We start from the raw sequence: 21,338 nt of genomic DNA, 5'->3' as shown, positions 1-21,338 counted from the left end.
AGTTCAGTCTCGGGCCCGCATCTCATTCCCCTTTACGCGGGAAATGCCTGATCATTCCTTCTTGGACCACCGTCGCCAACAGTAATCCTTCCACCGAGAAGTACCGTCCGGTTGCCAGACCGCGCGAACCTGCGGCGACCGGCGATTCGGTCGCGTACAGAACCCAGTCGCTGAATCGGAACGGGCGATGGAACCAGATCGAGTGGTTGACCGTCGCCGCGACGATACGATCATGGCCCCAGGACAATCCGTGAGTGGTCAGAATCGAATCCAGCACAGTGGTGTCCGACGAATAGGCAAGCGTCGCAGCGTGTACGAGTGAATCATCCGGAAGATCACCGTCGGGGCGCATCCACACTCGATTGTGGTTGAGTTTCTCACCGGTGCCTTTGAGTATCCACGCCGGATCGTTGGCGTACCTCATGTCGATCGGCTTGAGTGCCGCACTGAAATGCGGCAGTTTCTCTTCGTACCCCACCAGATGATCGCCGATCGGCGGCAGTGACTCCGGAAGTGGAACATCCGGAATCTCGACGGCATGGTCGAGCCCCTTGCCGGAGTCCTGGAACGCCGCGAGCATCACGAACAATTCGTTCTCACCCTGATAGGCCGTCACCTGACGGTTGGCGAAAGCACGCCCGTCACGATGACGCTCCACCCGATACTCGATGGGCGCCTTGACATCTCCACCCCGAATGAAATGCGCGTTGACGGCATGGATGGGGCGCTCACCGTCGACGGTCCGTCCGGCGGCCATCAGTGCCTGAGACACCAACTGACCGCCGAACGTCCGCGAACCTACTTGCTCGGGGTGGTGTCCACGGAACGCGTCGTCACCGATCTGCTCCAGATCCAACAGACCGAGGAGAGTACCGAGGTCGGTGGACGCATTCGCGTGGGTCACTCAGTGGTCCTCTTCGCCGATGCGGTGGACGTGAATGAGGTTGGTGGAGCCGACGGTTCCCGGAGGGGACCCGGCAACGATGACCACGAGGTCGCCCTTGACGTACCGCCCGAGGGAGAGCAAAGCATTGTCTACCTGACGCACCATCTCGTCGGTGGTGGCCACCGCATCGACCAGGAACGTCTCGGTTCCCCACGTCAGCGTCAGCTGACTGCGTACTGCGGGCAACGGTGTGAAGGCGAGAAGCGGCAGCGGAGTGTGCAGGCGAGCCAGTCGTCGCACCGTGTCACCGGACTGTGTAAATGCAACCAACGCCTTGGCGTCCAGACGTTCGCCGATGTCACGTGCCGCGTACGAGATGACACCGCGCTTGGTGCGGGGGACGTGAGTCAGGGGTGGGACTCGGGTCGATTCGTTCTCGACGGCCTCGACGATGCGGGCCATGGTGCGAACGGTTTCCATGACGTACTTGCCCACTGATGTCTCGCCCGAGAGCATGACTGCATCCGCGCCGTCGAGAACGGCATTGGCAACGTCGGATGCCTCTGCTCGGGTGGGACGCGAGTTCTCGATCATCGACTCGAGCATCTGCGTGGCGACGATGACCGGCTTCGCGTTCTCACGAGCAATCTGGATTGCGCGCTTCTGGACGAGCGGGACCTGCTCGAGCGGCAACTCGACACCGAGGTCACCGCGGGCGACCATGACGGCGTCGAATGCGAGCACGATGGCTTCGAGATTGTCGATGGCCTCGGGCTTCTCGAGCTTCGCTATGACGGGAACGCGGCGCCCGACTCGATCCATGATGGCGTGAACCAATTCGACGTCCGCGGGTGAGCGAACGAAGGAGAGTGCAATGAAGTCGACGCCCAGCTTGAGGGCGAACTCGAGGTCGGCGATGTCCTTGCCCGACAGGGCAGGAACGGAGACGTTCATGCCGGGCAGCGAAAGGCCTTTGTTGTTGCTGACCGGACCGCCTTCGGTGACCCGACAGACGACGTCGTTACCGTCGATGGACGTGACGACCAGGCCGACCTTTCCGTCGTCGACCAGCAGTCGGTCGCCGGCCTTGGCGTCGCGCGCCAATTCCTTGTACGTGGTCCCGACGCGATCGTGTGTTCCCTCGACGTCGTCGACGGTGATACGAACCTCTTCACCGTTGGCCCAGGTGGTCCGCTCGTCCTTGAATCGGCCGAGGCGGATCTTGGGCCCCTGGAGGTCGGCGAGAACACCGACGGCCTTTCCGGTGGCGTCCGACGCGGCGCGGACGCGAATGTAGTTTTCTTCGTGATCGGCATGCTCGCCGTGGCTGAAGTTGAGGCGAGCCACGTCCATGCCGCTCTCCACGAGCTCACGGATGCGGTCGCCAGAAGCTGTCGCAGGTCCAAGTGTGCATACAATTTTTGTCCGTCGGTTCACGGCTCGAGCCTAGTCGCTACCCCACCGCACTTCTATCCGGCATTTCTGACGTGCACTTTCTGTTCTTACTCGATTCAGTTGTTCACCTCACGAACAGCGGAAATGCCTTCGGATGTACCGGCGACGGAAGGTCGGACCCGCCGGTGAGATACACGTCGACGGCACGTGCGGCCGACCGCCCCTCGGCAATCGCCCACACGACGAGCGACGCCCCGCGATGCGCGTCGCCGCAGACGAACACGCCGGGTGTTCGGGTCTGCCACCCGACATCGCACTCGATTCTGCCGAGCGGATCGGTGCCGATATCGAGGTCGGTGAGCAGTGGGGCTTCTTCGACGCCGTCGAATCCGAGAGCGAGCAGCACCATCTCGCACACGAGATCCGTCGTGTCCCCGGTCTGTACCAAGGTCCTTTGTCGGTTCTCTCCCCGCGACACGGCGACCGGAACCATCCGGATTGCACACACCGCACCGTCACCGTCGTCGAGAAATTGCTGCGCCGCCCATCGGAACCGTTTGTCACTGCCCTCCTCGTCTGCCGGGGAGCTGCGTAGGACCCGCGGCCACAACGGCCACGGGTCGCGATCTCGATCGCGATGCCACGGGGGTGGGATGTGGTAATCCAATTCCGTCACCGAGCGCGCACCCTGGCGATGCACCGTGCCGAGGCAGTCGGCCGCCGTGTCACCGCCACCGATGATCACGACGTTCTCACCTCGCGCCGAGATGCTCGACGCGCCGTCACCCTCGCAGTCACGGTTGGCAGCACGCAGGTACTTCATCGCAAGATGGATTCCGCGAAGGCCACGACCCGGTACGTCGGTGTCTCGAGCACGATCGGCCCCGACCGCCAGGACTGTCGCCTCGAAATCCGTCATGAGGTCGTGTGCGCTCACGTCGACTCCGACGGCGCAGCCGGTGACGAATCGGGTTCCCTCGGCGGTCAACTGGGCCAAGCGCCGGTTGATCAAGGCTTTGGGCAACTTGAATTCCGGGATTCCGTAGCGAAGCAGTCCCCCGATTCGATCACTCCGCTCGAACACCGTGACACGATGTCCGGCACGTGTCAGTTGTTGAGCCGCAGCCAGTCCCGCCGGTCCCGAGCCCACGACCGCAACACGGTGGCCGCTGTGAACTACGGGCGCCCGTGGCCCCAACGAACCCGACTCCCAGGCGTTGTCGACGATCGTCTGTTCGATGCGCTTGATGGTGACACCTCCCGACGTGTGCTCGTCGTCGAGTGCGAGAACGCACGCCGTTTCGCACGGAGCGGGGCACAGATGTCCGGTGAACTCGGGAAAATTGTTGGTGGAATGCAGATTCTCGGAGGCTTCGGACCACCGTCCACGCCGAACCAGGTCGTTCCATTCCGGGATGAGATTGCCGAGCGGACACCCGACGCCGGCCGAATGGCAGTACGGCACAGCACAGTCCATGCATCGTGAGGCCTGTGCGGAAACGTCTCGATTGCGCACCACGGGATCCATCGACTCGTAAACCGATTCCCAGTCCCCGACACGCACATCGGTCGGCCTGGTCGGTGCGCCGGATCGTTTCACGCTGAGGAACCCACGTGGGTCAGGCATGAGCCGGCTCCACCAGTTGGTTCTCTTCAACGACCTTCTGATAGTCGACAGGCAGAACCTTGGTGAATCTAGGACTCTGGCCGACCCAATCGTCGAGAAGTTTTGCCGCGACCGACGAGCCGGTCGCGGCCAGATGATCACCGAGAATCTCGACCAGCCGACTACAGTCTTCCGCCGAAGGCCGCTCGAGAACCACCATGTCGCAGTTGACCTTCTCGGCGTTCAAGTCGAGTACGAAGGCAATTCCGCCGGACATTCCCGCAGCAAGGTTCCTACCAGTCGGGCCGAGTATGACGACGCGACCCCCGGTCATGTACTCACACGCGTGATCTCCGACGCCCTCCACCACAGCGACCGCGCCCGAGTTACGTACGGCGAATCGCTCCCCCACACGCCCCCGTGCATAGAGTGCGCCGCTCGTGGCGCCGTACAGCACGGTATTGCCCGCAATCACCTGTTCCTCGGCCTTGAAGGGCGCGTCTTCGCTCGGGCGAAGTACGATCCGTCCACCCGAGAGACCCTTTCCCACATAATCGTTTGCATCGCCGACTACGACCAACGAGATGCCCGGTGGCAGGAACGCACCGAGCGACTGGCCTGCCGTTCCGCTGAGCACGATGTCGATGGTGCCTTCAGGTAGCCCGACGGCGCCGTAGCGTCTGGTCACCTCAGCGCCCAGCCTCGTTCCCACCGCCCGATCCGTATTGTGTATCGGCAGTTCGATATTCACGGGTCGAGCGTCCTCGAGTGAGGCCGCGGCACACTCGATCAGGGTGCGTTCGAGTTCGCTCGAAACAGGTACACACGGCTGGTAGGGCGCGCCGGCCGGCGCCGGCGGAACGTCGAAAAGTGGTGAGAGTTCCAACGTCCGACTCTTCCAGTGCGCCACCTCCGGAGCCATTTCCAATACGTCCGCGTGTCCCAGAGCGTCATCGATACTTCGAAACCCCAGTTCTGCCAACAACCGTCGTACGTCGTCGGCGATGAAGCGGAAGAAGTTCTCGACGTACTCGGGCCGGCCGGTGAATCGCTCGCGCAGTTCGGGATTCTGCGTTGCTACTCCGACGGGGCAGGTGTCGAGGTGACATACCCGCATCATGACGCAACCGGCCGCGATGAGTGGCGCCGTGGAAAACCCGTACTCCTGGGCCCCCAGCAACGCGGCAATGACGACGTCCCGCGCCGTACGTAAACCCCCGTCACACTGGACAACGATACGATCGCGCAACCCGTTGAGTACCAACGTCTGCTGAGTTTCGGCCAGCCCGATCTCCCACGGGGTACCCGCGTGATGGATGGACGAGAGTGCCGCCGCGCCCGTCCCACCGTCGTGACCGGAGATCAGCACAACGTCGGCGTGCGCTTTGGCCACACCTGCCGCAACTGTCCCGACTCCGACCGCGCTGACCAGCTTGACGTGTATCCGCGCACGATCGTTTGCGGATCTGAGGTCGTAGATCAGTTGGGCGAGATCCTCGATCGAATAGATGTCATGGTGAGGGGGCGGAGATATGAGACCGACCCCTGGCGTCGAGTACCGGGTTTCCGCGATCCACGGGTACACCTTGGACCCCGGAAGCTGCCCTCCTTCACCCGGTTTGGCACCTTGGGCCATCTTGATCTGAATGTCGGTGGCGTTGACGAGGTAATCACTGGTCACCCCGAAGCGACCACTCGCGACCTGCTTGACGGCGCTTCGACGCTTTTTGTCACGTAACCGCTCCGGTGACTCTCCGCCCTCACCGGTGTTGGAACGTCCGCCGAGAGCGTTCATCGCAACCGCCATCGTCTCGTGCGCCTCGGCAGAGAGGGAGCCGTAGCTCATAGCACCGGTGTTGAATCGAGCGAGAATCATCTCGACGGGTTCGACATGACGGAGCGGAACCGGCGGACGGATCCCGCGTCGGAATCGAAACAATCCCCGCAGTGTTCCGCCCTGCGCACTCAGTCGATCGACTTCTTCGCTGTAGCAACGAAACATGTCACTACGTCCTGACCGTGTCGCATGTTGAAGAAAAAACACGGACTCTGGCGTGAACAGATGCAATTCACCACCGCGGCGATACCGGAACTCTCCACTGCTACTCAACTGACGATGCCGCACCGCTGACCCCGAGAACGCTGCCGCGTGACGCATCAGAACTTCTCGGGCGACTTCGGTGATACCGATACCGCCGATCCGGCTTCGTGTATCGCAGAAATACTCGTCGACCAACTCTCGGCCCACACCCACGGCCTCGAAAACCTGAGCGCCCGTGTAGGAGTGAACCGTAGCGATTCCCATCTTCGACATCACCTTGAGCACGCCGGAATTTGTTGCTCTCAGATAGTTGTCCGTTGCCGTCTTCGGATCTATCCCGGGAAGTTCGTCTCGCTCGCTGAGTGCCTCTACCGATTCGAGAGCAAGATACGGGTGGACAGCCGCCGCACCGTAGCCGATCAGCAAGGCGATGTGATGAACTTCGCGGGCGTCACCAGACTCGACAACGAGTGAGACCTTGGTTCGCAGGCCATGACGAACAAGATCGTGGTGCACGCTTGACACTGCGAGTAACGACGGAATGGGAGCCTGCTCGCAATCCGATCCACGGTCGGAGATCACAAGGATGTCGATACCGGCGGCAGCGGCTGTTCGGGCGGACTCACGAAGCCTCTCGACACCCTCGGCGAGACCGCCCCGCGCATCGAAGATTCCCTGCAGGACAGTGCTTGTCGGAGTTCGAGGGCCGCGGAGTTCGGCGATCTTCTGCATTTCCACGGGACCAATTACCGGTTTCTGCAGAACGATCCTCCGGCACGATCGGGCAGATGCTTCGAACAAGTTCTGCTCGGCACCGAGCGTGGTTGCGAGAGTCGTGACGATTTCCTCGCGAATCGCGTCCAACGGCGGGTTCGTCACCTGAGCAAAGAGCTGAACGAAGTAGTCGTACAAGAGCTTCGGTCGATCCGAAAGAACAGCGAGCGGCGTATCGACGCCCATCGATCCCAACGGCTCCGATCCCGAGCTTGCCATCGGGACAAGAATGTCCTGCAAGTCCTCGGCCTGGTATCCGTAGAGCAGCTGACGTTGCAACAGCGGAGCCGGATCGCCTCGGGCAGTCGCAGACTCGGGGATGTCCTCGAGATCGACCAATCCCCCGGCCAGCCAATCCCGGTAGGGAGCTGTGCTCGCAAGTTCCGACTTGATCTCCGCATCGGGAACGATGCGACGGCGAGCAGTGTCGACGAGGAACATGCGCCCCGGTTCGAGGCGCCCCTTTTCCAGCACCTCGGATGGGGGGGCGTCGAACACACCGCTCTCACTGGCCAACACGATACGGCCGTTCTTCATCCGCCACCATCGCCCTGGTCGAAGTCCGTTGCGATCCAACACCGCCCCCACAACGGTGCCGTCGCTGAATGTCACCGACGCCGGACCGTCCCACGGTTCCATCAGGCAACCGTGAAATTGACAGAAGGCCCTTTCCTCGTCGGGCATCGAAGGATCGTTCTCCCAGGCGCCGGGAACCATCATCGCGATGGCGTGTTGCACACTGCGGCCCCCGAGCGTCAAAAGCTCGAGCACTTCGTCGAACGAGGAAGAGTCGGATCCGCCCGGGGTGCAGATCGGAAACAGGCGATCGATGTCCCCGCCGAAAAGTGCGCTCCGCAACATCGGCTCGCGAGCACGCATCCAATTCCTGTTTCCCACAATCGTATTGATCTCGCCGTTATGGGCGATGCAGCGATACGGCTGGGCGAGAGGCCATGACGGAAAAGTGTTCGTGGAGTATCGACTGTGCACGACTGCCAAGGCAGTTCGCATTCTGCCATCGCGTAGGTCGGTGAAGTAACCGGGCAACTGCGCCGGGGTGAGCATGCCCTTGTACACGATGGTTCGCGCAGACAACGAGGGGAAATACACTGCAGTGCCGTCCGAGTGAATCCGCTCGACTTGCCTCCGGAGCGCAAATACTCGTCGGTCCAAGGCAATTCCGCCCACATGGCGATCTCTTGGCTCGGAGCACATCACAAAACATTGGCTGATGTACGGAGCGTACTGCGCGGCAACGGCTCCGACGCAGTCGTTGTCGACCGGTACCTCTCGCCACCCGATAACCCGCAGTCCTTCTGCCGCTGCGCACTGATCGATCCGAACAATCGCGCGGCGACGTGCTCCCTCGGCCACCGGAAGAAAGCAGTTTCCGGCCGCATAGGTGTTCTCACCCATCGAATTGGGCGGTGGAAGCTCGAACTCGGTCACCGCGTCGAAGAACTCCGTCGGCAGCTGAATCAGAATGCCCGCTCCGTCTCCGCTGTTGGGTTCGCGCCCGACTGCGCCGCGATGGGAGAGATTGCCCAAGACCGCGAGCGCCTCGTCGACAATGGAATGCATGTGCCGTCCAGAGGTGTCTGCCACCACGGCTACACCACATGAATCGGTTTCCTGATCGGGGTCGTACAGGCCTCGAGGATCAGGTATTCGAGAAAACGGCACTCGGCGACCTCCACACGGACATGCAGCCGACGAGCGCTAGTTTATCAGCCCATAACCGCAGGTCGCGAGAATAAAACTGTGACCCCCTGATACCGAGGCATCAGAGGGTCACAGTTCCGAACGTCGTCTCGATCAGCTACGCAAAGGACGGTTGTACTGATCGCGCACGCTGCCGGTCAACATCATGATTCCGTCAATGAGCGGCCAGATTGCGCCGATGCCACACGTCAACCAAGTGACCGCGATCTGCGCAACAGCCATGCCGGGCTGATTGAGATAGAACCGTCCCGCTCCGAATCCTCCGAGCAGAATACCCAGCAATCCGGCGGTCGTCTTCGACTTGTCCGAGTACGGTTCGCCGGTCATCGGGTCACGTCCGTACGGTGCGGACGGATCAACCAGGCCGTAACCAGCCTGAGGATAACCCTGCGCTTGTGGGTATCCCTGCGGCTGACCGTAACCCGGCTGTGAATATCCGGGTTGTGAATATCCGGGCTGAGGGTAGCCCTGCGGCTGACCGTAACTCTGGCTTCCCTGCGGCGGAGCCGCGTAGGGATTCGGAGTCTGATCTGCCGGCGAACCGTAGACCGGACCGTCCGTCGGGGATTGGGTCGGGCTCGAGTAGTCAGGCGCCGGATAGTTTTGAGCGGCGTAGCTTTCCTGCGACGTGTACGGCGCTGTGGGCTGATTCGGTGTGGAATCAGCAGTGGGAAACGCTGTGGTCGATTCGGTTCCGGTCGGCGGCGGGTAGATGGGGTGGTTTCCCCAACCCGGACCGTTTCCGACTCCCGAATACGTGTCCCAGCCTGGACCGGTGCCGGTGGTCTCCGTCGACGGCGTCTTTTCCGTGGGCGCCGATGTCTCCGTCAACGACGCATCCGCCGTCGCGTCGTAGTCGAAGGGCGACCCGAACTGCGGTGGAACTGGCGGCTGCGATCCAGACGAGTCCCCCGACTCGGAAGGTTCCGGATTCTTGTTCAAGTTAGGCAACGTACTTTCCTTCGATTCGACGACGGTACGTAATAGCTTTTGTTATCGGGCCGCGAGAAGGGTTCGACCTTCTCGAGGCCAGTCCCCCACACATCGATCCTCAGTTCGTGCTCGCGACTCATCCTCGCAATGGCCGGCGAGCACCGTCCCGCGCATTGCCCGAAAGTATCACGATGCCGTCGATGAACGCCCAGATCCAAATTCCGATGGCAAATGGAATTCCGATGAGGAACGCAGACATGAACAGCGCGAAGAACATGCCGAGCAGTTGGCACAGTCCGATGCCGACACTTCCGATATAGAGACGCCCGACTCCACAGATTCCGAAGAAGCCCAGCAAAATCTGCAACAGGCCGGCGGTGGCCTTCGACTTGTCGGAATACGGTTCCCCGGTTACCGGGTGCCGACCGTACGGCGCGTACGGATCACCGAACCCGTACATCGACGGAGCCGGCAGTGGCTGCTGATAGCCGTACGGATTGGGCGCGCCGTACACCGGGCCCTGATCCTCGGGGAATCCTCCCTGCGAATAGGGACCTGTCACGGCTTGTCTTTCTTCGACAGCTTCACCGCGTCCGACGACTCGTCCGACGCTGCCGTTGAGGCGCTTGCCTCACCGGAATCGAATTGAGGGGAATCAGATTCAGTGGCCTTTGCATCAGCCTGTGCATCGGCCTTCGCATCGGCCTTCGCTGAATCAGTCTCGGTAACGGGCGTCGCGACTCCTGCTTCACCGACAGATACCGCAGCAACGTGGTTCTTCGACTTCAAATCAGCCGGATCCTCACGCCCCTTCTTCGCCAGGAAGAAGTAGGCAAGCGCGGCGAAGAACACGATCCCCGAAGTGAAGGTATTGACTCGAATGCCGGCGATCTCGTAGGCAAAATCGTCGCGCATCAGCTCGACGACGAACCGGCCCAGGCAGTAGCCCGCGACGTACAGAGCAAAGAGGCGTCCGTGGCCGATCTTGAATCGGCGGTCGACGAGGACAAGCAGGATCACAATCAGGACGTTCCACACAGCCTCGTAGAGGAACGTCGGGTGAACGACCCGGATGACTTCTCCGTTGGAGACACCTGCGAGCTGATCGAGTTGGCCGGAAGAGTTCACACGCTCGAAGATCTCGAGGCCCCACGGCACGGTGGTCTCGCGACCGTACAACTCCTGGTTGAAGTAGTTGCCGATACGGCCGATGGCCTGCGCGAGCAGGATGCCGGGCGCAATCGCGTCACCGAGGGCAGATACGGGAATGCCGCGTCGCCGGCAGCCGATCCACGCACCGATACCGCCGAGGAAGACAGCTCCCCAGATTCCGAGGCCGCCCTGCCACACCTTGAGCGCGTCGAGAGGCGTACCGTTCTCACCGAAATAGGCAGGCCAGTCGGTCAATACGTGGTAGAGCCTGCCACCGATCAGACCGAAGGGAACAGCCCAGATCGCGATGTCGAGAACGGTCCCCTTCTCGCCACCGCGGGCGACCCAACGACGATCTCCCCACACGATCGCGACGATGATGCCGAGGATGATGAAGAGCGCGTAGGCGCGCAGCGCCACCGGTCCGACGTACCAGACGCCTTGGGGCGGGCTGGGGATATAGGCCAGCAGGTCCACAGTTGAGGTCACGACGCCACGGTAGCCGAGCGGACGCCCTCGGCGAGTTCTTCGGTGAGCGAGCGAACCGCACCCAACCCGTTCTCGACCGCGGAGACCAGGGCCGAACCCACGATGACGGCATCGGCGTATGCCGCGATTTCGGCAGCTTGCGCGCCGGAGCGAACTCCCAGTCCGACGCCGACAGGGATGTCGGAGTGCGCGCGGATTCGTGCGGTCAGTTCCGGAGCCATGGACGAGACGGCGTCTCGCGCGCCGGTGACACCCATTGTCGAGGCCGCGTAGATGAATCCGCTGCTCGCGTCGAGCGTCATGGCGAGCCGTTCCTCGGTCGAGGACGGAGCGACAAGGAATATCCGGTCGAGGTGGTGCTCCTCGGATGCTTCCATCCAGGCGCCTGCTTCTTCCGGAATGAGGTTGGGGGTGATCAGTCCGAGTCCACCGGCGGAGGCGAGGTCCCGTGCGAACTTCTCGACGCCGTACTGCAGCACCGGGTTCCAGTACGTCATCACGACGGCCTTGCCGCCGACCGAGCTGATCTGCTCGATCACGGTGAAGATGTCGCGCAGACGGACACCGTTCGAGAGTGCAGTTTCGGCTGCGCGCTGGATGGTCGGACCGTCCATGACCGGATCGGAGTACGCGACACCGACTTCGATGATGTCGCAGCCACCGTCGACCATCGCCTTGAACACGTCGATCGACTCGGGAACCGTCGGGTAACCGGCAGGAAGGTATCCGACGAGGGCGGCGCGCTTGTCAGCCTTGCACGCAGCAAAAGTGGGTGCGAGGCGTGATGGTCGTTCGCTCACTTGTCCGAGCCTTCCGTGTTGTCGTTCTGGTCTGCTGTGTTATCCGGAACTGCAGCGTCATCGGGAGCGGTCGCCTGATCCGAAGATCCGTCGAAAAGGCCGAACCAGCTTGCGGCGGTATCCATGTCCTTGTCACCGCGACCGGAGAGATTGACGACGATGATCGCGCCCTCGCCGAGTTCCTTGCCCAGTCGGAGCGCGCCGGCAACGGCGTGGGCGGATTCGATGGCCGGGATGATGCCTTCGCGGCGCGAGAGCAGCAGAAGAGCATCCATCGCTTCGCTGTCGGTGACGGGTTCGTAGGTGGCACGCCCGATATCGCTCAGGTAAGCGTGCTCGGGTCCGACGCCCGGGTAGTCCAGACCAGCAGAGATCGAGTGCGATTCGATGGTCTGACCATCTTCGTCCTGGAGCAGGTAGGAGTAGGCACCCTGGAAAGCGCCAGGGGTACCGCCGGCGAACGTTGCTGCATGCCTTCCGGTTTCGACACCGTCGCCGGCTGCTTCGTAGCCAACCAGCCGTACCGACAGATCGTCGATGAAGGGGTGGAAGATTCCGATTGCGTTGGAGCCACCTCCGACGCAGGCTGTGACTGCATCAGGCAGGCGGCCGGTCAGTGCCTGAACCTGGACACGAGTTTCGAGGCCGACCACTCGCTGGAAGTCGCGAACGATGGTGGGGAACGGGTGCGGACCTGCCGCGGTACCGAAGCAGTAATAGGTGTTGTCCGCGTGGGAAACCCAGTCCCGTAAGGCTTCGTTGATCGCATCCTTGAGCGTGCGCGAACCGGTCTCGACAGAGACGACCTCCGCGCCGAGTAGGCGCATGCGGGCGACGTTCAGTGCTTGACGTTCGGTGTCGACAGCACCCATGTAGATGACGCACTCGAGACCGAGCAGTGCACAGGCGGTGGCCGACGCCACACCGTGCTGGCCTGCTCCGGTCTCGGCGATGATGCGGGTCTTACCCATGCGCTTTGCCAGCAGAACCTGACCGAGAACGTTGTTGATCTTGTGAGAACCGGTGTGGTTCAGATCTTCACGCTTGAGAAGGATGCGCGCACCACCGGCGAACTCACTCATTCGCGTTGCCTCGAAAATTGGCGACGGTCGTCCGGTGTAATCGCGCTGCAAGCGATCGAGTTCGTTCAAGAACGTGTCGTCCGCACGAGCCTTTTCGTACTCCGCGGTGACCTCTTCGATGACCGCCATGAGAGCTTCCGGCACATGCCGTCCGCCGTAGACGCCGAAATGGCCCCCGGCATCGGGATCATGTGAGCGCTCGGTGAGTCCCGCGCTGGCGAGCGGCAGATTGCCGCCCTTGAATGCTGCACTTGATACTGCACCGGAGCCTGGTTCCTGAGTACGTGAAGTCACCCCACCAGTCTGCCCCAAGGGTGCCGCTGGTCACCGCCCGGGTGCGTCAAAGCACGCCGGGCCGGTGATGCGCTTTATCGAGACGGTTTCGGGCAGGACGGGTGTGCGCCGGCGTTGACCAGATCTGCGACGGCTTTGCGAGGGTCACCGCTGGTCACGAGGCCTTCACCGACGAGCACCGCGTCGGCACCCGCACCGGCGTACGCCAACAGATCAGCAGTTCCGCGAACACCCGACTCGGCGATCTTGATCGTCTCGGTCGGTAGACCGGGAGCAATCCGACCGAAGGTGTTCTTGTCCACCTCGAGAGTCTTGAGATTGCGGGCGTTCACACCGATCACCTTGGCGCCGGCTTCGAGCGCGCGGTTGGCTTCTTCTTCCGTGTGCACCTCGACGAGGGCCGTCATTCCGAGGGATTCGGTGCGATCGATCAGCGAGGCGAGCGCCTGCTGTTCGAGCGCGGCAACGATCAGCAAGATGACGTCGGCGCCATGAGCGCGAGCCTCGTGAATCTGGTACGGCCCCACGATGAAGTCCTTGCGCAGCACCGGAATGGTGACAGCTTTGCGAACCGCGTCGAGATCGGCGAGCGAGCCGTGAAAACGGCGCTCTTCGGTGAGAACACTGATGATGCGTGCGCCACCGGCTTGGTAGGCCGCGGCAAGCTCTGCGGGATCGGCGATGTCGGCCAACGCACCCTTTGACGGGCTCGCTCGCTTGACCTCGGCGATGACGCCGATGCTCGATTCCAGAAGTGCTGCTGCAGCATCGAGTGCAGGCGGTGCAGCGGCCGCAGCAGCCTTGACTGCAGCGAAGTCGAGTACGGCTTCGCGGGCGGCGACATCAGCGCGCACCCCGTCGAGAATCGAGTCGAGTACGGTCATCGTGGCCCGAAATCCTTTCTGGGCAAGAGCCCGATGTGAGATACGTCATCAGGGTGGTCTCAGCCTAGTGGGACGAAATTTTGCTACTCCGTCGGGGTACCCACGCAGGTGAGGGTTCAGTCTTACTCAGTGCGACGAACCCGGTTTCGCACCGTTGCCTCCCCCAGCTCCCTCGTCCCCGTCAGCCACTGTCGGGTCCTCTCCGGCATCGAGCGCGTCCCACAACATCCGTTGTGTCACAGGCTCGTCCGACGCGGGTGTGTCTCCCTGACCGAGCTTGGTTGCAGCTTCGCGGCGCGCGGCAGGGTTGTCGTACTTCGACGACAACCCGCCTCGCACTGGAGGTTTGCGCATCAGAAGTACTGCTGCGCCGAGCGCCGCCACCGCTCCGAGCAACGCAAGCAAGGCAGGCAGTACCGAAACAGTCGTCGAGAGATCTTCCGGGTGACCGGACAACTCGGCCAACTCCACCGCTCGATCCGCAGGAGCTCCGGAAACCAACAACTGCACCGCCGGAACCGCAACCGCGATAGCGACGAGTGCCACCAACAGTCCGACTACCCGCAGGGCCCAACCTCGCACCGCAAACGAAGCCGCGATAGCCGCTAGCAGCGCAAGCGCGAGTGGAGTCATCGCCGCCGCCCACGTGCTGCCGTCGAGGTCCGTCGACCGCTCCAGCGTCTTGCCGTCACTCGAGGTCAGATGAACCCACGTCATTCGTGAGCTGCCCCACAAAGCTGCCGCCGACAACGCCAGCAGAAGCGTTCTCGGCACAGCGGTGCCACGAGAAGCGCTTGTAGGCTGCTCCGCTGCAATCGACTCGTTCTCACTCACAGGTCGTCACCTCCGATGGTGCGCAGGGTGTGCGCCGACGCGATGGCGCTCAGTACTGCCATCGCCTTGTTGCGTGCCTCGGTGTCCTCGTAGACAGGATCCGAGTCGGCCACGACGCCGGCGCCCGCTTGGACGTATCCGACCCCGTCCTTGATCAATGCCGTTCGGATAGCGATCGCGGTGTCGGCGTCACCGGCGAAGTCGAGGTAGCCGACGATGCCGCCGTAGATACCCCGCCTGGTGGGCTCGAGTTCTTCGATCAACTGCATTGCCCGCACTTTGGGCGCGCCCGAGAGGGTTCCAGCGGGGAAGCATGCGGTCACCGCGTCGAGAGCGTGCTTTCCCTCGGCCAGATGACCGGTGACGGTCGAGACGAGATGCATGACATGGCTGTAACGCTCGATGTGCCGATAGTCGTGCACCTTCACCGTGCCCGGTCGGCAGACACGACCCAGATCATTGCGCCCGAGATCGACGAGCATGAGGTGCTCGGAGTTCTCCTTCTCGTCGGCGAGGAGATCCTTCTCCAGCAGGATGTCGTCCTCCTCGGTGGCACCGCGCCATCTGGTGCCCGCAATCGGGTGCGTTGTCGCGACACCCTCGGCGACCGTGACCAGTGCCTCCGGACTCGAACCGACGATCGAAAACGCGGTCTCACCATCACCGTTCGGCACGTTGAGCAGATACATGTACGGGCTGGGGTTCGACGCGCGCAGCATCCGGTACACGTCGATCGGCGCTGCAGTGCAATCGATCTCGAATCGCTGCGAGAGCACTACCTGGAATGCCTCGCCCGCTTCGATGTCGCCGATCAGCTTCTTGACGTCGACACCGAAACTTTCGGTGGTGCGCTGACGGCGGTAGTTCGGAGTCGCTTTCGAGAAGGTCGAGACGGTCGATTTCGCCGGCGCCGCGAGAGCGCGAGTCATCGCGTCCAACCTGGCGACCGCGTCGTCGTAGGCCGTGTCGACACGCTCGTCGGTACCGTCCCAGTTGACGGCATTGGCGATGAGGGTGATCGCCCCTTCGTGGTGATCGACGGCGGCGATGTCGGCAGCGAGCAGCATGACCATCTCGGGGATCTGCAGGTCGTCGACCGCCGAGTCACCCAATTTCTCGAGTCGCCGAACCGCGTCGTAGCCGAGGAATCCGACCATCCCACCCGTCAGAGGCGGCAGGTCGGGCAGCCGCTCCGAACGAAGTAGTTCAAGGGTGGCACCGAGCGCATCGATCGGGTCGCCGCCGGCCGGAGCGCCGGCGGGAACATTGCCGTACCACGCGGCTTCTCCGTCCACGACGGTCAGTGCGGCCGGGCTTCCGACGCCGATGAACGACCACCGCGACCACGAACGACCGTTCTCGGCCGACTCGAGCAGGAAGGTGCCGGGACGATTGCCGGCCAACTTCTCGTATGCCGAGAGCGGAGTTTCGGAGTCCGCCAACACTTTCCGAGTGACCGGTACGACCCGGTGCTCGGCTGCGAGAGCACGGAACTGCTCCCGAGTGGTGGTGGAATCGGACGCGTCACCGACGATCGCGGTGTCGGACGACCGTGCGGACATGGAGGTGGGCTCGCCGTGCATGGCTCCATCATCCCAGGCTCCCCCACGCGGTCGTCGTGCGCGGGTAACCTCGGCCGAATGAAACCAGGCCAACTCGCTCCCGAATTCTCGCTGCCCGACCAGGACGGAACTCCGCGCTCGCTGACGAGCCTGCTCGAGAACGGACCCCTGGTCCTCTTCTTCTACCCGGCAGCCTCGACGCCGGTGTGCACCGCCGAGGCGTGCCACTTCCGTGACCTCGGCGGCGAATTCGCAGCGGTGGGTGCTTCGCGGGCCGGCATCAGCACCGACACGATCGAAGCGCAGTCCACCTTTGCAACCGCACAGTCGTTCGACTACCCCTTGCTTGCCGACACCGACGGCGCGGTAGCCGAACAGTTCGGCGTCAAGCGCGGGCTTCTGGGCAAGCTGGCTCCGGTCAAACGCTCGACCTTCGTGATCGACACCGACCGCACCGTTCTCAAAGTCATCTCGAGCGAGCTGCGCGCCAACACACACGGCGACCAGGCACTCGAGTTCCTTCGCAATCGGAGCTGACTTCCCTGGGCAACCCGATTCTCCGGGCTACCCGAATCTCTAGGCGACCTGAATCGAGCGCTTCGCAAGTCCCATCCAGAATCCGTCGATCACCTGGGTGGGTATCTGTTCCGGATCGGACGACGCACCGAGCGTGACGAACAACGGGGCGAAGTGCTCGATGGTCGGATGCGCGTACGGCATCCCGGGAGCTTGGGCGCGGAAGTCGATCAACGAATCGACGTCACCGGCAGCGAACCTCTCCCCTGCCCACGCATCGAATTCCGCCGACCATCCCGGGGCCTGCGCTTCCGGCGACGGATCGCGCAGGAACGGTAGCCCGTGCGTGGTGAATCCAGATCCCACGATCAGCACACCTTGCTCGCGGAGGGGCCGTAGGCGCTCACCGAGATGGAGCAAACGCTCGGGGTCGAGAGTGGGCAGCGAAATCTGCAGGACCGGGATGTCCGCATCCGGGTACATCACCGTGAGCGGCACGTAGGCACCGTGATCGAGGCCCCGATTCGGCTGCTGAACCACCCGTTCGTTGTCCGGCATCAATGCGGCGACCTGTGCGGCGAGGTCCGGAGCGCCGGGAGAGTTGTACTTCGCGCGGTAGAACCTCGCGGGAAAACCGCCGAAGTCGTAGATGAGCGGGGTCCCCGTTGTCGTCGATCCGATCGTCAGCGGTGCTGATTCCCAGTGCGCCGAGACGACGAGAATTGCCGTCGGTCTCGGAAGATCGCCGGCCCACGCCCCCAACTGCTCGACCCACAACGCACTGTCCACCAGGGGTGGAGCACCGTGGCTGAGATACAGCGCAGGCATTGTCGTGGTGGACATACGGACTCCTCGGGATAGACATTCGTCGTTAAGTTGAAGGTTCAACCTAATATAGAACTCAACACTTGCGTCCCGCAACTATTCCCCGCAAGATTCTTCTGGACATGCGTCTGAGACGCTGTACACCAGCACGCTCTGTGCAAGAAGAATGCTCGACCCGAAGGAGAAGTCACCGATGAGTGAACCGACCGCGCAGACCGACGCGCAGTCTCAGACGAAGTGGCTCACAGCCGAGCAGCAGGAAGCCTGGCTGACACTGATCGCTCTGGTGACTCGGTTGCCGGCCGCACTCGACACTCAACTGCAACGAGATTCGGCACTCACTCACTTCGAGTACTTCGTGCTGGCCGCACTCTCGGACGCCCCCGACCACAAACTCCAGTTGTCGGTACTGGCGCAGCGCGCGAACGCGTCCCTGTCCCGTCTCTCTCACGTCATCACGAAGATGGAGAAGGCCGGTTGGGTGAAACGGGAAGTCATCCGCGGGAGCCGTGGATCCAACGCGGTACTCACCGACGAAGGCATGGCAAAAGTTGTCGCGGCCGCGCCACCGCACGTCGCGTCTGTCCAGGGCCTGCTCTTCGAGGGCCTCGACGATCGCCAGGTTGCCCAGCTTTCGTCCCTGGGTACGGCAATGCTCACCCAACTGGACAAGGGAATCGCCGCCGGACTCGGCAAGGCCTGACCAGCCAGTCCCGAAACGGGCGACTGCTGCCTACGACGGCGGCTTCGTCAGGTCCATCGCCGCCAGGTGGCTGAACAGCATGCTCGCACCGATCGGGTTTCCACCGCCCGGATACACCGTCCCGCTGGCCGCTGCCATCGTGTTTCCGGCCGCATACAACCCCGCGATAACCGTCCCGTAAGTCTTCAGCACGCGCCCGGTCGCGTCGGTACGTAGACCACCTTTCGTTCCGAGATCGGAGATACCGAAAGCAGCGGCGTGGAACGGTCCCCGATCTATCGGGACGAGCGGCGACGCGCCCTCCGAGAAGGCTCGGTCGTACGCGGTACCTCCTCGACCGAAGTCCGTGTCGACGCCGGTTGCCGCCGATGCGTTGAACCGCTTCACGGCTTCCACCAGATTCTCCGCGGGAACATTGATCTGGGAGGCAAGGTCTTCGAGTGTCTCGGCGCTCTTCCACAATCCGGCATCCACGTACTGCTCCGACGGAGCCAACGGGACGTTGGGTGCCTTCACCGGCGGCACTGAGCCTTCCCGGCTGTCGTAGATCATCCAATACGGCGTGGTTACTTTCCCAGCCCGCATGTGTTCGATGACGGCGCGGCCCAAGCGGTCGTACGGTGCAGATTCGTTGACGAACCGACAACCGTTGTCGTCCACGAAAATTCCGCCCGTGAACCACAGCGCAAACGCGGAGCGCCCATCTGGATGGGTGAGTCCCGGCGACCACCAGGCCTCGCCCATCAGGTCGGTGTCGGCACCCGCGGCGACCGCCGCCTGGTGCGCCTTCCCGAGGTTGCCGGGGCAGCCCATCGTGTCGAGAGCTGATCCCGGGACACCGAATTCGGCACGCATGGTCTCGTTCTGCTCGAATCCACCGGCGGCGAGGATCACTCCTCTGCGTGCCTGAATGGTTCGACGCCGACCATCTCGGTCGACGACGGCTCCGACCACCGCTCCGTCCTCGACAACCAGTTCCTCGAGAGTGGTCTTCAGGTGCATGGTGACGTTCGGGAGTTCGGCAAGAGCCAACAGAAATCGACCGATCAACGACTGGCCGCCGACGAGGTACTTCGGCAACTCCTCCCCCAGCCGTTCCGTCGCCAGCGGCGGACGAAGCGAATCACGAAGCGCACCCAGCTTGTTCGCGTTCATCGGCTTGGGAACAATGTGCCGTCCGCTCGCTCGCGCCTTGGGCTCTTCACCGAAGTAATCGGGCCACGGCAGTATCTGAAACTCGAAGTTCGAGTCCTCCTCGAGGTAGTCGATCAACCCGGCGCCACCTCGAACGTAGGCTTCCTGAATGTCGGCGGGCGTACGATCACCCACCACTGATCGGTAGTACTCCAGCGCATCCTCGATGGTGTCGTCGTCGCAACCGCGGCGGAGAACAGCGTTGCACGGGAACCACATTCCGCCGCCGCCCGAGTACGCCGTTGTTCCGCCGTACTTGTCGGTTGCTTCGATCGCAATGACGTCGAGGCCTTCGCGGGCTGCCGTGTACGCGCCGGCGAGTCCACCGCCTGATCCCACAGCGAGTACGTCGCACGTCTCGTCCCACTTCGTCATCGTCAGCCTCTCTGATTCTGGGCACAATTTCCGAACATGTTCTAGAAATCGTTCTAACACATGGACTTAGCGATCGCGGGGGTTCGAAATTCTCTCCCACCGAGCGGGAGCGAGACATGACACCGAGCGGGAGCGAGACATGACACCGAGCGGGAGCGAGAACAGGCGGAGATAGCGCACACTTTGCTCGCATGGGTCTGATCCCGTAGTGTCTGGACACATGTCTGGTAAGACCAAGTTCGAGTCCACTCGCCGCCGACTGACCCAGCAGCAAGCCGAAACCGTCGATCGATTGACCGCGGCAGCGATCACGGTCCTGCGCGACAAAGGGTTTGCCGATCTGACCGTGCGGATGGTGGCAGCAGAGGCCGGTGTCGCCGCGGCTACGGCATATACCTATTTCTCGTCCAAGAGTCACCTTGTGGCAGAACTGTTCTGGCGTCGCCTCGACGCGGTACCCCACGAGCCCTCCCCCGAGGCGGAACGGGAAGCGCAGGTCTGTTCGGTCCTACGCAGCGTCGCACTGCTCGTTTCCGACGAACCGGAGCTGGCGGCGGCAGTGACCACGGCGATGATGGGCAATGATCCCGACGTCGAACACCTCCGCGGACGTATCGGCAAGAACATCCGCGAGCGGCTCATCGAGGCCCTGGGTCCGTCGTACGATCCCGACGTGCTCGAAGCACTCGAAATCTCCTGGTCCGGAGCGCTTGTCCGAGCAGGCATGGGGTACGAGTCGTATTCGCAGATCGCAGATCGTCTCGAAGTCACCGCCAGGCTGATCATGGCCGGTCGCGACAACCTCCACTAGACCGGAGTCATGGCACTCACCAACCATGTTCCCTCGACTCGATCGAGCGTCACCTCGACTCGGCTCGACGTCGACGCAGGTGCCGGTTGCGCGGTACTCGTCGTGATCTGATCGACGAACACGAGCACTTCCGCGCGGTCCGCGGCAACGGAGAGCACACCGACATCGACGACTCGGGCTTTCGTGCTGATTCCCTGCTCCTTCGACTGTGGGGCAACTGTTTTCGATCCGAATTCGGTGAAACTGTCCTGAAACGATCCGCCGGCGCCCTCGGCCGCTCGTGCGAGATCGTCGTCGACGGTATCGCTGTTGTAGCTCAGGAGCTTCTCGACGAGCGTGGGCGCCACACCGATCACCTCGGCACGTGCGGTTTCAGCGTCCCCCGAACGGTGGTGACTCCAGATCGCAGTGCCGCCGATTCCCATCAAGACCAGCGCTGCAAGCGCCATGACCATGCGCT

General features: G+C 62.6%; 18 protein-coding genes. 3 read left to right on the top strand and 15 right to left on the bottom strand.

Annotation, left to right across the window (positions count from 1 at the left end; genetic code table 11):
- Positions 1 to 22 precede the first annotated feature (22 nt).
- From ACWF6P_RS26705 to ACWF6P_RS26650, 12 genes are all read right to left on the bottom strand, one after another.
- Positions 23 to 904, bottom strand: coding sequence for an acyl-CoA thioesterase (locus ACWF6P_RS26705; protein WP_230813279.1), 882 nt, complete (start codon positions 902 to 904; stop codon positions 23 to 25).
- Positions 905 to 2,323 carry a pyruvate kinase gene (gene pyk, locus ACWF6P_RS26700; RefSeq protein WP_214890328.1) on the bottom strand — a complete coding sequence of 473 codons (1,419 nt, stop codon included), beginning with the start codon at positions 2,321 to 2,323 and terminating at the stop codon, positions 905 to 907. It abuts the gene before it with no gap.
- A gap of 82 nt (positions 2,324 to 2,405) precedes the next feature.
- Complete coding sequence (locus ACWF6P_RS26695) at positions 2,406 to 3,908, bottom strand: glutamate synthase subunit beta (protein ID WP_452623090.1); 1,503 nt, start codon at positions 3,906 to 3,908, stop codon at positions 2,406 to 2,408.
- On the bottom strand, positions 3,901 to 8,385 hold the full coding sequence (gene gltB, locus ACWF6P_RS26690) for a glutamate synthase large subunit (RefSeq protein WP_452623089.1): 4,485 nt from the start codon (positions 8,383 to 8,385) through the stop codon (positions 3,901 to 3,903). The genes ACWF6P_RS26695 and gltB overlap by 8 nt, the downstream gene beginning before the upstream one ends.
- A 132-nt stretch (positions 8,386 to 8,517) precedes the next feature.
- A complete protein-coding gene (locus ACWF6P_RS26685; protein WP_452623121.1) occupies positions 8,518 to 9,366 on the bottom strand; it encodes an NINE protein in 849 nt (282 codons plus the stop codon).
- 127 nt (positions 9,367 to 9,493) lie between these two features.
- Entirely contained in the window at positions 9,494 to 9,919 is a 426-nt protein-coding gene (locus ACWF6P_RS26680) for a TM2 domain-containing protein (RefSeq protein ID WP_378548060.1), read from the bottom strand.
- A complete protein-coding gene (lgt, locus tag ACWF6P_RS26675) occupies positions 9,916 to 10,998 on the bottom strand; it encodes a prolipoprotein diacylglyceryl transferase (RefSeq protein WP_452623088.1) in 1,083 nt (360 codons plus the stop codon). Before lgt ends, ACWF6P_RS26680 begins: the two co-directional genes overlap by 4 nt.
- Positions 10,995 to 11,798, bottom strand: a complete 804-nt coding sequence (gene trpA / locus ACWF6P_RS26670) for a tryptophan synthase subunit alpha (protein ID WP_058227003.1) — start codon at positions 11,796 to 11,798, stop codon at positions 10,995 to 10,997. Before trpA ends, lgt begins: the two co-directional genes overlap by 4 nt.
- A complete protein-coding gene (trpB, locus tag ACWF6P_RS26665) occupies positions 11,795 to 13,174 on the bottom strand; it encodes a tryptophan synthase subunit beta (RefSeq protein ID WP_452623087.1) in 1,380 nt (459 codons plus the stop codon). The genes trpA and trpB overlap by 4 nt, the downstream gene beginning before the upstream one ends.
- Before the next feature lie 74 nt (positions 13,175 to 13,248).
- On the bottom strand, positions 13,249 to 14,058 hold the full coding sequence (trpC, locus tag ACWF6P_RS26660) for an indole-3-glycerol phosphate synthase TrpC (protein WP_003944016.1): 810 nt from the start codon (positions 14,056 to 14,058) through the stop codon (positions 13,249 to 13,251).
- Between the two features lie 126 nt (positions 14,059 to 14,184).
- The gene (locus ACWF6P_RS26655) at positions 14,185 to 14,892 is read right to left on the bottom strand and encodes a TIGR02234 family membrane protein (protein WP_452623086.1); all 708 of its coding nucleotides are present in this window, start codon (positions 14,890 to 14,892) and stop codon (positions 14,185 to 14,187) included.
- A complete protein-coding gene (locus ACWF6P_RS26650) occupies positions 14,889 to 16,475 on the bottom strand; it encodes an anthranilate synthase component I (protein ID WP_378449776.1) in 1,587 nt (528 codons plus the stop codon). The genes ACWF6P_RS26655 and ACWF6P_RS26650 overlap by 4 nt, the downstream gene beginning before the upstream one ends.
- A gap of 57 nt (positions 16,476 to 16,532) precedes the next feature.
- On the opposite strand from ACWF6P_RS26650, the gene ACWF6P_RS26645 reads away from it, so the two are divergent.
- Positions 16,533 to 16,991, top strand: a complete 459-nt coding sequence (locus tag ACWF6P_RS26645; protein WP_452623085.1) for a peroxiredoxin — start codon at positions 16,533 to 16,535, stop codon at positions 16,989 to 16,991.
- Between the two features lie 39 nt (positions 16,992 to 17,030).
- Here ACWF6P_RS26645 and ACWF6P_RS26640 read toward each other — a convergent pair whose 3' ends face one another.
- Entirely contained in the window at positions 17,031 to 17,813 is a 783-nt protein-coding gene (locus ACWF6P_RS26640; RefSeq protein WP_452623084.1) for a dioxygenase family protein, read from the bottom strand.
- Between the two features lie 175 nt (positions 17,814 to 17,988).
- Between ACWF6P_RS26640 and ACWF6P_RS26635 the strand changes: the two genes are divergently transcribed.
- Positions 17,989 to 18,498 carry a MarR family winged helix-turn-helix transcriptional regulator gene (locus ACWF6P_RS26635; protein ID WP_347872870.1) on the top strand — a complete coding sequence of 170 codons (510 nt, stop codon included), beginning with the start codon at positions 17,989 to 17,991 and terminating at the stop codon, positions 18,496 to 18,498.
- Positions 18,499 to 18,528: 30 nt separating this feature from the next.
- On the opposite strand, the gene ACWF6P_RS26630 is transcribed toward ACWF6P_RS26635, so the two are convergent.
- On the bottom strand, positions 18,529 to 20,067 hold the full coding sequence (locus ACWF6P_RS26630) for an FAD-binding protein (RefSeq protein WP_452623083.1): 1,539 nt from the start codon (positions 20,065 to 20,067) through the stop codon (positions 18,529 to 18,531).
- A gap of 220 nt (positions 20,068 to 20,287) precedes the next feature.
- Here ACWF6P_RS26630 and ACWF6P_RS26625 point away from each other — a divergent pair, with 220 nt between their 5' ends.
- Positions 20,288 to 20,878 carry a TetR/AcrR family transcriptional regulator gene (locus tag ACWF6P_RS26625; RefSeq protein WP_003943994.1) on the top strand — a complete coding sequence of 197 codons (591 nt, stop codon included), beginning with the start codon at positions 20,288 to 20,290 and terminating at the stop codon, positions 20,876 to 20,878.
- Here the strand turns inward: ACWF6P_RS26625 and ACWF6P_RS26620 are convergent.
- The gene (locus ACWF6P_RS26620; protein ID WP_378449807.1) at positions 20,875 to 21,333 is read right to left on the bottom strand and encodes a hypothetical protein; all 459 of its coding nucleotides are present in this window, start codon (positions 21,331 to 21,333) and stop codon (positions 20,875 to 20,877) included. The two genes, ACWF6P_RS26625 and ACWF6P_RS26620, sit on opposite strands and share 4 nt — an antisense overlap.
- Between the last annotated feature and the right edge of the window lie 5 nt (positions 21,334 to 21,338).

It is taken from the genome of Rhodococcus sp. NPDC055024, from assembly GCF_053608585.1.
This window is presented reverse-complemented; position numbering and strand designations above follow the sequence as displayed.